Source organism: Microbulbifer mixtoriginis (SeqCode) (assembly GCF_052466695.1).
Map to the genome: position 1 here is coordinate 315,611 of NZ_CP174285.1, position 12,786 is coordinate 328,396.

General features: G+C 51.6%; 12 protein-coding genes. 7 read left to right on the plus strand and 5 right to left on the minus strand.

Annotated elements, in window-relative coordinates; genetic code table 11:
- Positions 1-10: 10 nt before the first annotated feature.
- From ACJJI0_RS01350 to ACJJI0_RS01360, 3 genes are all read right to left on the minus strand, one after another.
- Positions 11-793 carry an alpha/beta fold hydrolase gene (locus ACJJI0_RS01350; RefSeq protein WP_444884332.1) on the minus strand — a complete coding sequence of 261 codons (783 nt, stop codon included), beginning with the start codon at positions 791-793 and terminating at the stop codon, positions 11-13.
- A 96-nt stretch (positions 794-889) separates the two neighbouring features.
- Positions 890-1,330 (minus strand): hypothetical protein, encoded by a 441-nt coding sequence (locus tag ACJJI0_RS01355; RefSeq protein ID WP_444884333.1) that lies wholly within the window; start codon positions 1,328-1,330, stop codon positions 890-892.
- Positions 1,331-1,583: 253 nt separating this feature from the next.
- A complete protein-coding gene (locus ACJJI0_RS01360) occupies positions 1,584-2,066 on the minus strand; it encodes an Lrp/AsnC family transcriptional regulator (RefSeq protein ID WP_152456185.1) in 483 nt (160 codons plus the stop codon).
- A 569-nt stretch (positions 2,067-2,635) separates the two neighbouring features.
- Between ACJJI0_RS01360 and ACJJI0_RS01365 the strand changes: the two genes are divergently transcribed.
- Positions 2,636-6,148 (plus strand): indolepyruvate ferredoxin oxidoreductase family protein, encoded by a 3,513-nt coding sequence (locus ACJJI0_RS01365; RefSeq protein WP_444884334.1) that lies wholly within the window; start codon positions 2,636-2,638, stop codon positions 6,146-6,148.
- 112 nt (positions 6,149-6,260) lie between these two features.
- Here ACJJI0_RS01365 and ACJJI0_RS01370 read toward each other — a convergent pair whose 3' ends face one another.
- Complete coding sequence (locus tag ACJJI0_RS01370) at positions 6,261-6,944, minus strand: ChrR family anti-sigma-E factor (protein ID WP_252082294.1); 684 nt, start codon at positions 6,942-6,944, stop codon at positions 6,261-6,263.
- Between the two features lie 7 nt (positions 6,945-6,951).
- Positions 6,952-7,569: a sigma-70 family RNA polymerase sigma factor gene (locus ACJJI0_RS01375; protein ID WP_252082293.1), complete on the minus strand. Its 618-nt coding sequence runs from the start codon at positions 7,567-7,569 to the stop codon at positions 6,952-6,954.
- Positions 7,570-7,716: 147 nt separating this feature from the next.
- On the opposite strand from ACJJI0_RS01375, the gene ACJJI0_RS01380 reads away from it, so the two are divergent.
- The 6 genes from ACJJI0_RS01380 to ACJJI0_RS01405 are packed head-to-tail and all read left to right on the plus strand — an operon-like array spanning position 7,717 to position 12,766.
- Positions 7,717-8,148 (plus strand): nuclear transport factor 2 family protein, encoded by a 432-nt coding sequence (locus tag ACJJI0_RS01380; RefSeq protein WP_252082292.1) that lies wholly within the window; start codon positions 7,717-7,719, stop codon positions 8,146-8,148.
- A gap of 3 nt (positions 8,149-8,151) precedes the next feature.
- A complete protein-coding gene (locus ACJJI0_RS01385) occupies positions 8,152-8,928 on the plus strand; it encodes an SDR family NAD(P)-dependent oxidoreductase (RefSeq protein ID WP_444884335.1) in 777 nt (258 codons plus the stop codon).
- Entirely contained in the window at positions 8,928-10,181 is a 1,254-nt protein-coding gene (locus ACJJI0_RS01390) for an NAD(P)/FAD-dependent oxidoreductase (protein WP_444884336.1), read from the plus strand. The genes ACJJI0_RS01385 and ACJJI0_RS01390 overlap by 1 nt, the downstream gene beginning before the upstream one ends.
- Positions 10,178-11,008: a DUF1365 domain-containing protein gene (locus ACJJI0_RS01395; RefSeq protein WP_444884337.1), complete on the plus strand. Its 831-nt coding sequence runs from the start codon at positions 10,178-10,180 to the stop codon at positions 11,006-11,008. The genes ACJJI0_RS01390 and ACJJI0_RS01395 overlap by 4 nt, the downstream gene beginning before the upstream one ends.
- On the plus strand, positions 11,005-12,258 hold the full coding sequence (locus ACJJI0_RS01400; RefSeq protein ID WP_444884338.1) for a class I SAM-dependent methyltransferase: 1,254 nt from the start codon (positions 11,005-11,007) through the stop codon (positions 12,256-12,258). The genes ACJJI0_RS01395 and ACJJI0_RS01400 overlap by 4 nt, the downstream gene beginning before the upstream one ends.
- Before the next feature lies 1 nt (position 12,259).
- On the plus strand, positions 12,260-12,766 hold the full coding sequence (locus tag ACJJI0_RS01405; RefSeq protein WP_444884339.1) for a DUF2878 domain-containing protein: 507 nt from the start codon (positions 12,260-12,262) through the stop codon (positions 12,764-12,766).
- Positions 12,767-12,786 lie beyond the last annotated feature (20 nt).

The window sequence follows — 12,786 nt, forward strand, 5'->3', positions numbered from 1 at the left end:
TGATTGAATGTTAATTCTTTGAAAGGTGCTCTTTAATATACAGGCAAAACTTTTCTGGATTTTCTATTGGCAACATGTGATTTTCTGAAGACGCTTGCAATAATTTAGATGAAGGAGTGTGACTGGCAGCAGATTTGGATACTATCTGAAAGAGATTTCTGGTATTACTGCCGTATCCAATCGTAGTGGGGATTTGGATTGTCGACAGGTGCTCTTTATCCAGGCAGGGCTTTTCAGTTTGAGAGAGTTGCAAGGGCAGGGTGTGAGCATTCTCCAGTTGCTGGGCCCGAAGCGCTGGTGCTTGTGAAGAGAAGTAGCCAGCTCTGTTCCCGGAGCCATCAATTAGAAACGTCACAGCCTCCTCCAGCTCACTATTGGCAACCGCTTCAAATACCTTGCCAAACATGGCTTCGGCATCCTGCATAAACGCTTCCATTTTCTTGCTATCCAGGTGTCCTGGATAACCTGGCTCATAGACAAATAAGCTTTTGAACAATTTGGGGGCTTTTATCGCTGCGCTTAAGGCAACATCAGCACCATAAGACCAGGCGATCAAGTGAATGGGGCCATCGCCAAGCGTGGCTGAGAAATTAATTAAATCATTGGCATGAGTTTCAATGCCAAAACTTCCACTCGAGCCTTTATTATCAACACCAAAATGTCTTTGGGTAAGAGAAGCAACCCTGTATTCTTTTGCGAGTATACGATGGTGTGGTTCCCACATTCTTTCATCGGCAAGTGCACCATGAAGAAAGAGGACAGTTTCTTTAGGTTTTTCTAGTGAGTGCTTCATCTTTGGTATATAAACTTTATTATTTATTTCTAACTTTTCACTCTCTGAATTAGAGAGCGCTAATAGCTTGGGTCTGCGCTTCTATGCCTTAAGGTTTTACTCTTTGTAAAGTCTGATAAGGGCCAAGAAGCTGATAGCGGCCAAGTTTACTCCAATCCCCCAGGTTTGTTCACTTAATGGGGAGAGTGAGTATTCAGCACCGATGCTCAGGCGATATGTATCACTGAAGGGTGGATATATCAATAAAAAGGATGCGCCTACTCCGGTGGCAAGTTTAAAACTCAGAGTAGGAGATGTGATCCAGGGGATCTGTGCGATAAAAACCCGCTCAAGGTGCTTAATGTTTGAAGGGAATCTCAAAAATTTTATGCCCGCGTATACTGAGTATACAAAAAAGGCAAATACTAGGCTGCTACCAATTGCTTTATTGAATGTTAATTCTCGTGAAATCATGGTATCTGCTGCAACCATAATGCTTCCAATAGAGCCGCCTGCAATTGACGTGGCCAGTAAGATCTTTCTGATTATTGCTTTCAATGACTTCCCTTAAAACACCAGTTATTCATATTCTTTTTTGCGGATAGCTTTTCCCAGACCAAGTATATTGATAATTCAATGATCTATGAGAGTCTGTCTCTCAATGAGTTAGCCTGATGGACCCCATTAACAAGAGCAAGATTAATAAACGATCTGCATCGCGAGAGCGCCCGGGTATAACTCAGGCGCTTTAAACTGGAGGATTGCCTTAAAAATTTATCAGGACAGTGGCAGGAGGGTATTTCTGTCTAATTTATTTTTCCAACAACTGATCCAACGGTAATTCAGTGCGGTAACGTACCTGTTTTAGGGAAAAGCTACTCTTAATATGATCAATACCCGGTAACTCCGTCAGTTTTTTATCGAGAAATTCCTGGTAGGCCTGTAGGTTGGGAACAACCACGCGGAGCAGGTAGTCGAAGTCACCGGTCATTAAGTAACATTCCATAACCTCCGGCCATTGGCCGATAACAGATTCAAAATCCTGTAGCTCTTTTTTCACTTGGTGGTTGAGGGTTACCTGAATAAAGACACTAACTGGAAGGCCTACTTTTTCGGGCTCCAAAAGGGTCACGGCGCGCTTGATAAATCCCTGTTCATTGAGATTTTTGACCCGCCGCGAGCATGGCGAGGGGGAAAGGCAGACTTTTTCTGCCAGCTCAATATTGGGAATAGTGGCATCCTCCTGGAGGATCTCCAGGATTTTTTTATCGATGGCATCCAGTAAATAGGCCATGGTTTTTTCCGTATCTCTTCTCTCTGAACGAACACCGGATTATCCGGCTGCTTCACTGCCATGCCGGTATGACAAAACATCCCGGTTGAGTCCTTTCTGGGCAATTATCCTGTTTTATGACTGCGCCGTGAAACCGTTTATTCTTTGTTATCAATATCCGCTCACTAGATCTGTGCTGAGTGACTAGCCACCACCTACTCGTTCACTCAGCTTTCCTGTAACCGACTTGCAAACTAGGAAGGTGGTTACGTGTAGGGGTAGATTCTGCGTCTCTTACAGTGGCGCCCCCGTGTAGGGCCTATTCGATGAATCCCTAAAAAACTGACTTTTTGAGTGAATTGTTGCTGGTAGTTTGTGATCTTTAGCGAGTTGTGTCCGTATTATGCCCTAGCCAGGCTTATTTTGGTATGACCTGCCCGGCCGGGCGGTGTTAATTTTAGCGGCTAGTAAGCAGATGCTTCGGTTTGGCTTTGAGCTGTTTCAGTTTGTGCCGAGAGAAATGTGGCACCGTGGCTATCGTCATCAAACCGGGCAAAAGAAAAGCAATAATGAATTAATAGGTGGTACCCATGGCAATGGTCGAAGGCGATCAGGAGCTGGGCTTTGATACCGAGTATTCTCTCAAAGCCGCATTTACTCGTGATTCTGGCCGAGTCTTTCTGACTGGTATTGATGCGCTGGTGCGCCTGCCGCTCATGCAGAAACGTATGGATGAGCTGGCTGGCCTGAATACTGCGGGCTTTATTTCCGGCTATCGGGGCTCCCCTCTCGGCGGTTACGACCAAGCGCTCTGGCGTCATAAGAAGCTACTCGCTGGGCACGATATCCACTTTGAACCGGGTATTAACGAAGACCTTGGGGCCACCAACATTTGGGGTACCCAGCTAGTCGATCACTACCGAGAGCAGGCTACCCGCGATGGGGTCTTTTCCATTTGGTATGGCAAGGGCCACGGGGTGGATCGCACCGCAGATGTATTTCGCCAGGCGAATATCCAGGGTACCGCCAAACTCGGCGGTGTGCTGGCATTGTGTGGCGATGACCACACCGCTGAGTCCTCCATGTTTTCCCACAACACCGATCAGATTTTTGAATCGGTAATGATGCCGTTGCTGTTTCCCGCCAGTATCGACGAGTATCTCACTCTCGGTCTCGCTGGTATTGCACTTTCGCGCTTTTCCGGTCTGTGGGTAGGGTTCAAGGCCATTACCGAAACGGTAGAGGCCGGTGCCTCTCTGGTGGTTCCAAGCTTGCCGCAGTTCACTATTCCGGCGGACTTCCCCATTCCTGCCCATGGCTTGAATTATGACCCACACCTGAATTGGCCCGCTGAGCGCCTGGAGTACGAGCGCCGTATGCTGGAGGAGCGTTTGCCGGCGGCGCAGGCCTTTGCCTATGTCAATCGCCTGGATAAAACAACGCATGAAAGCGAGCGCAAGCGCTTTGGAATCGTGACTGTGGGCAAGGCCCATGGGGACCTGCTGGAAGCGTTACAACTGCTCAACCTGAGCGAGGAAGATCTGCGCCAGGCGGGCATTGCCATTTATAAGGTGGCGATGTCATGGCCCCTGGAGCCTCGCGGTATCAGTGAGTTTGCCGACGGTATGGAACGGCTGCTGGTGGTGGAGGAAAAACGCCCGCTGGTGGAAGACCAGTTGAAGAACCTGCTGTATGGCTGGGAGGACAACCGCCGCCCGAAAGTGGTCGGTAAGAAGGACCTCAATGGTGAAGATCTGCTGCCGGCGATCTGGGGTTTTGGACCAGATCAGGTGGCCAAGGCGATTACCCGCTGGCTGGCAGATACTGACCTCGCACAGCGTTTGATCCCCCTGGCAGAAAAATTGGGAGGCAATGTACCTCAGCGAGCACAAGGCCTGTTGGCGCGGGAGCCAATTTTCTGCGCTGGCTGCCCCCACAATACTTCCACCAAACTGCCGGAGGGCAGCCTCGGCAGCGCCGGCATTGGCTGTCATATCATGGCGCTGGGCAAGGGGCTGCGCACCGATACTTACTCCCATATGGGCGGTGAAGGCGCCCATTGGGTGGGGTTGCACCGCTTCTCGAATGCCGAGCATATTTTCCAAAATATGGGAGATGGTACCTATAACCACTCCGGTTTATTGGCGATTCGCCAGGCAGTCGCCAGTAAGGTCAATATCACTTACAAAATCCTTCTCAACGATGCGGTGGCTATGACCGGTGGCCAGCCTGCCGATGGCGAGGTAAACGCTCCAAGTCTGGCCGCGCAGCTGCTGGCAGAAGGCGTTGGGGTGGTGGTTCTGCTCAGTGAAAACCCCGATCACTGGCATCAGCACCGCGGCCAGTTGCCGGCGAAAGTGGAAGTGTTAGACCGTTCAGAGCTGGATGCCGTCCAGCGCCGTCTGCGTGAAACGCCGGGTGTCACCGCCATTATTTACGAGCAGGTGTGCGCCGCAGAAAAACGCCGGCGCCGCAAGAAAAAACTGATGGTGGATCCGCCCAAGCGCCTACTGATTAACCAGCGCGTGTGTGAGGGTTGTGGTGATTGCAGTGTGCAGTCGAGCTGTATCGCCGTGGAGCCCCTGGAAACCCCCTATGGCCGCAAGCGTCAGATCAATCAGTCCAGCTGTAACAAAGATATGCGCTGTGCCGATGGCTTCTGTCCCAGTTTTGTCACCATCGAGGGTGGTGAGCTGAAAAAACCGCCGGTTCAGTCTCTGGCCGAGTCCCTGGATTCTGCCATTATCGATTTGCCGCCAGCGCCGGTGGCAGCCCTGGAACAACCTATTAGCATCTTGGTGGCCGGCATCGGCGGCAGCGGTGTACTCACTGTGGCGGCACTTTTGGGTATGGCCGCGCACCTGGAAGACAAGGGCAGTACCACGCTGTATTTCACCGGCCTATCACAGAAAAATGGTGCGGTGGTCGCCCACGTAAAAGTGGGTGCACGCCCGGAAGCCATTACTACTGCGCGTATCCGCGATGGCGCCGCTGAGCTGCTGCTCGGTTGCGATATGGTCACCGCTGCGGGCCAGCGCCCGAAATTTGCCACGGGCAAAATGCGTGCGCTGGTGAATACGGCCGAGGTGCCGGTGGCGGCCTTTGTGCGAGACAACGAACTAGCTTTCCCGGCGGATGCCACCCAACAGAGTATTGAGTCCCTTTGTGCCGAGTATTTCGCCTTCGATGCGAATAAGTACGCACAGGCACTGTTTGGCGATACGGTTGCCAGCAACCTGATGATTATGGGCTTCGCCTGTCAGAAGGGACTGCTGCCAATTGGTGAGGCGGCACTGGAGCGGGCCATCGAACTGAATGGTGTGGCGGTGGAAAATAACCTTCGCGCATTCCGTGCAGGGCGCTTGTTGGCGACGGATCCGAGGGCGATAGAAAAGCTGGCGGTACCGGCGCAGCCCGTAAAAATGATCGAGCCGCAGGAATCTGTGGAGCAATTGATCGCGCGTTTGAGCCGCGAGCTGGTTGAATATCAAAATGCCGCTTACGCTCACCAGTTCACACAGGGTATCGAGCATTTATACCGAGCGGAGCTGGCTCTTGCCGGCACGACGGGGGAATTGACCCGCACTGCAGCCAACAGCTTGTTCAAAGCCATGGCCTATAAGGATGAGTACGAGGTAGCGCGCCTGTACAGCGGCGAGGATTTCCAGCGTCAGTTGCGCGAGACTTTTAGCGGTGATTATTCCCTCAAGTTCCATATGGCCCCGCCATTGCTGGCACGCCCCGATGCCAGTGGCCGGGTGCGCAAGATGCAGTTTGGCCCTTGGATGGGCCGCTTAATGCCATTGTTGGCGCGTGGTAAAGCGTTGCGTGGTTCCGTGCTGGATGTGTTTGGCTACACCGAAGAGCGCCGCGCCGAACGGGACTGGGCACGCCAGGTGGCGCGAGCGGTACAATCGGTAGCGGCTCAGCTGAGCGCTGAAAATCTTGCCGAAGCCCAGGAATTGCTGGCAATTCCTATGCAAGTGCGCGGTTACGGGCATGTGCGTGAGCAGAAATTTGCCCAGGTACAGGAGCGCTGGCAGCAGTTATTCAGCCAGTTTACCGCGGGGAACAAGGAGCAGGCGCCGGTGGCGGTTTCCTGAGCCCCTGGGTAAGCAACGGAAATAGTGCATCGGAAATAAGTAAGGAATGGATGTATGGCAGGGACGCCAGTGATATTTCTTACCGTGTACCTGGAGGCAAAATCTATCGGGTCTAACCCGGCCGAAAGGGGATCAGCGGATTGAGAAACAGACCGCGGACTCCAGTGAGTGAAACCGGAGCTTCTACTGCGGAAAAACACAGGCAGTCCATGTCCTGAGTGGCGATGGGCCTGTGTACCTGCCCCGGCTCGCGCAGGACGAAATCCCCCCGCCCATAGATACCGTTGTGATCGGAAAAGCTGCCGTGCAGTACCAGGGCGAATTCCCGCCCACGGTGATCGTGTTTCGGTAGTCCGCTGCCGCTGCGCAGGCTGTGAAAAGCCACTTCATACTCTCTCTGTCCAGACTTGAGCCGGCATATTTGTAGGTTGCGAGTCAGGGTCTTCCAGCGCCTGTTTGGATTGCTGGCCAATAATTTATTTAACACTTTGGGTAAGTGGTCCATAGCCGGTTCCCTGCTGACTGGGGCCGGGGTGGAGCTTTCTTCACTTTTGTGGAGGATTTTCTCCGGAATCTGGCTGATGCGTTCCATCAGGCGCTCGAAGGCGTTGGCTTGCAATGGCTGCGCCGGGCTCCCATTTAGGAGGGAGCCACCGAGATTGTTCAGGGTATGCAACTGGGATCGGCAATCAGCACACATCTGCACATGGGCTGCAACAACCAGGCTGGGGCCCCTGGCCAAGCTGCCTGAGGCGTATTCCAACAGAAGGTTTTCATCCGGGTGATGGCGAATCATTGGACGTTTACCTGACGAATCGAGCTTGCAATTTCTTCATGGCCAGGCGCACCCTGGATTTGACCGTGCCGAGGGGGAGGCGCAATTCTTCGGAGATCTCGCTGTGGGATTTTCCCTCCATATAAGCCTTTTCCAAAATGTGGCACTGCTCAGCGGGCAGGGCGCTGAGTCCATCGGCAATATCGCGCTCGTTGCGCTTGTGTTGTAAGAACAGCAGCGGCTGGCTTTCCAGGTTCTCATCCCAAATATCGGCCACATCAACATCGTTGTCGCGATTTTGATGGCGCTGGTTGCGGCGCAGCATGTCAATACGGCAATTGCGCATAATAGTGAATATCCAAGTGCTGGCCGAGGCCTTGCCCTGGTCAAAGCGGGGGGCTTTGTGCCATACCTTGAGCATAACTTCCTGCACCAGTTCATCGGCCGCTTCGGCGTTGAGGGCCTGGGTACTGCGGCTGTGGTGGAAGCCCTTAATGAGCGGGGCAAAATGTCGGAAAACACGCTCAAACGCCTGGCGGTCGCGCTGAGCGCCAACCTGCGTTAGCAGCCTGCTCCAGTCATCCTTGTAGTCCTGGGAAGCTTTCACCGCAATTCCATTGCCGTTTTGTCTTTGCCTATGCGCCATATTAGCGCTCTCTAATGTTGTGTCGATCCTTACTACGCATCTGCGCACTAAATGGATTGGGTTATTTTTATTTTGGCGCTGTGATCTGCCATTGGCAGGCTAACGTAAATCAGAGGGGTAGCGCCGCGGAATACAGTGGAAGGGAAAATGAGTAGCCGCACATTGGTAAAAGAAGTCCAGTCTTATTATCGGGATTTTTTGGTTAGAGACCCGGCGGAACTGTCAAATATGTACAGTGACAAAATTGTGTTTCGCGATCCTCTGCACCGAATCGAGGGGCTCCCCGCCCTCAAGGCCTATTTCTCTGATATGAGCCACGGCCTTACCCAGTGTCGCTTTCGCTTTGAGGAGGCTTCCATTACCCGGGATAGTGCTTGCCTGCCCTGGTATATGCACTATGCGCACCAGTCTTTGAAGGGTGGCCGGCCGCTGCGTTTACGCGGTTGTAGTTTGGTGCGCTTTTCCGACAAAGTGTTTTATCACGAAGATTTCTATGACATGGGGGCAATGGTGTACGAGCAGGTGCCCCTGCTGGGTTCCCTATTGCGCAGGATTAAGTTGCGTCTGGAGCGGGGCTGACTGGTGACGGAGATTCGCGACAGGACACTATGGGTTACTGGAGCCAGTTCCGGCATTGGCCGCGCCCTGGTCTTGCGCCTTGCCGAGCATAATAACTTTGTAATTGCCAGTGGACGCCGGCGTGAAGCGCTAGAAGAGCTGCAACAGCTCGCTCCCACACATATTCGCATACTCGATTGCGATGTGGCCGACGACCGCGGTATGGCCTCTACCTTCGAGCGCCTCAAGGATTTAACCGATCATCTGGATACGGTGATTGCCTGTGCTGGCACTTGTGAGTACGACGATGATTTACAGCTTGATACCACAATGTACCGGCGGGTTTTTGATGCCAATTTCTTTGGTGTAGTGAATACATTGCATTGTGCTTTACCGCTGCTGGCTGTCAGTGCTTCTCCGGTTTTTGCCGCATTGGGCAGCTTATCTTCGCTAGTGCCATTTCCCAGGGCAGAGGCTTATGGCAGCTCCAAAGCCGCGCTGGATTATTTTCTGGCATCGGTACGTGGGGATGTCTGTCATACCAATCTCAAGGTCGTGTTGATCCGCCCTGGTTTTGTCGACACCCCGCTTACCGCGCAGAACGACTTTGACATGCCTTTTTTGATTAGCGCGGAGCAAGCAGCGGAGTATATTGAGGTGGGGTTGGCTCGCAGAAAATCCATAATCGATTTTCCTTTGCGCTTGAGCCTGCCACTGCGTTTTCTCGGATTTTTCCGTTCTCTTTGGTTTCGTTTTTGCACACCAAAAATAAGTAGGATTCGTACCTTAAGGAAGAGTTGATGCGTATTGCCATCGTCGGGAGTGGAATTGCCGGCATGACGGCGGCTTATCTTTTGAGTCGCAAGCACGAGATTACCTTGTTTGAATCACAGGACCGCCTGGGGGGGCATACTGCGACTATTGATGTAGAGGAAGAAGGCAAACGAACCCTGGCTATTGATACTGGCTTTATCGTGTATAACGACTGGACCTACCCGAACTTTATTCGTTTACTCAATGAACTGGGTGTCGAATCCCAGCCAACCTCTATGGGTTTCAGTGTGCGCTGTGATCGGGAGGGCTATGAGTATGCCGGCAACAATCTCAATACATTATTTTCCCAGCGCTCCAATCTTCTCAGTGCCGGCCACTGGCGCATGTTATGGGATATAGTGCGGTTTAATCGCACTGCTATGCGAGATTGGCGCGAGGGGCGTCTTCACGAGGGCCTGACTCTGGGGGAGTATTTACCGGCAAATGGCTATTCGGCCGAATTTGCCAACCGTTATCTGGTGCCCATGGGTTCGGCAATTTGGTCGGCCAGTGTGTCGCAGATGCTGGAATTCTCGGTAAGTTTTTTTGTGCGTTTCTTTTTCAATCACGGGTTGCTCAATCTGCTGCGGCGGCCACAGTGGCGCGTGATTAAAGGGGGCTCTCGCTCTTATATTCCTGCCCTGAGTGCGCCTTATGCCGACAGGATTCGGCTCTCCACTAAAGTGAAATCCCTCTGGCGCAAGGAGCAAAGCGTAGAGCTAGTGACCAGTAAGGGGGAGCAGCTGACGTTTGATCAGGTAATCCTTGCCTGCCACTCGGATCAAGCGCTGGAATGCCTTAAAGATGCCTCTAATTTGGAGCGACAACTGCTCAGTGCCATCCCCTACGCGTGCAATAGTGTGGCTCTACATACCGATTCCACTTTATTACCACAGCACAGGCGCAGTTGGTCCAGCTGGAATTACCGCTTGCGTGCCGAAAGCGATGAGCTGCCGGTACTCACTTACAACATGAATATCCTGCAGGGACTGGCAACGGATAAAACCTATTGTGTCACCCTGAATGCTGAGGAGCGTATCAACCCCAAAAAAATTCTCGCTCGCTTTGAATACGCGCATCCCCAGTTTTCTGTGGCGGGTAATCGTGCCCAACAGCAGTGGGAGAGGATAAATGGAGTGAATCGTATCTGGTTTTGTGGCGCTTACTGGGCCAACGGCTTTCATGAAGATGGGGTATGCAGTGCGCTGCGGGTTGCCAAATGGCTTGGGGTTGATTGGTGAAGGAAAAGCCAAAGGCTATCGTTGCGGGCGCGGCCATGAAGAGCGCTATTTATACTGGTTGGGTTCAGCACCGTCGTTTTGCGCCCCGTCAAAATCAGTTCCGCTACAAAGTGTTTATGGTTTATTTAGATTTGGCGGAGCTGGATGATTTTTGCTCGTTATCGCGCTGGTGGTCCAAAAAGCCCTGGGCACCGGCTCGATTTCGTCGCGAGGATTTTTTTGGCGATCCAGAACTCAGTGTCGAAGAGGCTGTATGTCTCAGGGTTGAGCGGGTTGCGGGAGAGCGCCCGCAAGGTCCCATACGCGTGCTCGCTAATTGGCGCTACTTTGGCTATAACATGAATCCCATCAGTATTTATTACTGTTTTGATGCCGAGGGCAGGGAAGTGCATTGGCTATTACTGGATGTTCATAATACTCCCTGGAAGGAGCGTCATAGCTATGTACTCGATTGCCGCTCTGGGGCTCGTGTACAGAAAGTAGCTTTTGCAAAGACTTTTCACGTCTCCCCATTTATGCCGATTTCCCAGGGATATCGCTGGAGAAGTATTACTCCCGGCGGTCGCCTAACCGCTTATTTACAGAATTTTGATTTAAGCGATGAGGAGCAGGAAGAGCGCCCCTTATTTGATGCCATTCTCAGTCTGCGCCGCAGTGAGCTGAGTGGTGACATGCTCAATCGTATCCTGATCCAGTATCCATTTATGACCGTAAAAGTGATTGCCACAATTTATTGGCAGGCGCTGAAATTATGGTTCAAGCGCACACCTGTCTATGCCCATCCCGGTGGCAGGGGTGAAGTCCAGGGAGGGGAGAAGCGTTTATGAATGCAAAAGAATCTTCACAGGTTATTGTCGAAGGAGAGAGCCAGTCCTGGTTGATCAGGCTCGCCCGCAAGCTGGTTTTGGGCAAGATGCAAGTGATAGAGCGCGGCCATCTATTGATTGAAGAAGGGGATAGCCATTACTGTTTTGGTCAACCAATTGAACAGGCAAAAGTTCGGGCGCATATTCGTGTGCGGGATCCCATTGCCTATGTACAGGTATTGTTAAACGGCACTATTGGTTCCGGTGAAGCCTATATGGAAAAGGTTTGGGACTCCCCGTGCTTATTGGATGTCATTCGCCTGATGGTTGACAATATGTCCCTGATTGAAAGTATGGATAGCCGCTGGAGTAAATTGCCCCGTGTACTGCTGCGTGCCCTGCATTGTCTCAACAGTAACAACCGCCGTGGCTCGCGTAAAAACATTGCTGCACATTACGATCAGGGAAATGATTTTTTTCAGTTATTCCTCGATAAAACCATGCTCTACTCTTCGGCGATATTTCCCTCAGAGCAGACAACCTTGTACCAGGCTTCCATCCATAAAATGGAGCATATCTGCCAAAAACTGCAATTAAAGCCCGGCGACCACTTGCTAGAAATAGGCACTGGTTGGGGGGGCATGGCCATTTATGCGGCAAAACACTACGGATGCCAGGTAACCACTGCGACTATTTCTGAAAAACAATATCAATACGCTCGCCAATGGGTGGAGCGTGAAGGACTGCAAGATAAAGTACACGTGCTGCTACAGGACTACCGGGATTTAGAGGGACGCTTTGATAAACTGGTCTCTATTGAAATGGTTGAGGCAGTAGGGCACGAATACCACCACAAATTTTTCTCAATTTGTGGGCGCCTGCTTAAAGAGGATGGCCTGATGTTGATGCAGGCCATTACCATTTCGGATCAACGCTACCATCAATATCGCAAAGATATTGATTTTATCCAGCACTATATTTTTCCCGGCGGCTGTCTGCCATCCAATCAAGTGATTGCCCAGCAGATTGCCACGGCTACCGATATGCAGATTGTGGGGTTAGAGGATATTGCTGCAGACTATGCGCGTACCTTGCAACATTGGCGCAAAGCATTTTTGAATCAGCTGCCGCAAGTGCGTAATTTGGGTTTTGACGATCGCTTTATCCGCATGTGGGAATTCTATTTGTGTTACTGCGAGGGCGGCTTTATGCAGCGGGTGATCAGTACTGCTCAGTTCGTCTTCGCCAAGCCACGCGCTCTTATCGGCTGATATGTGGCGGTTGATAGTCAACGCTTTATTATTTGATATTGCCTGGCCTCTCTGTGTGATTGTCGCACGCCCCTGGATTGTAGTGCCCTTTACCTTGATCAATTTGTTCATCCACTTAACTTTTGTGGCAAACCTGCGTAGGGAGCCTTTGTGGTTGGGGGGTGTTTTTCTATTTGGTGTGGGGGTGGATTCCATTCTATTCCATTTAGGTGTCTTGCAAAATCTCAGCGGTATTTCTTGGCCACCCATCTGGCTGGTGTGTTTATGGTTGAACTTTGCGATGACATTGCGTTACAGCTTGGTGTTTTTGCAGCGTAATTTGTGGTTGGCAGTGTTACTGGGTGGTTTTTTTGGTCCTTTTAGCTATTACACCGGCGCTTTTCTGAATGGCACCGTAGAGCTGGGTCAGCCCCTGTGGCAATCACTGATGATCCTGTCTCTAATTTGGGCATTGATATTGCCGGGATTTAGTTACCTGGCTCGCGCTATTAATCCCGCTTATCGGTAAAGAGTTTGAACTCTGTTCAC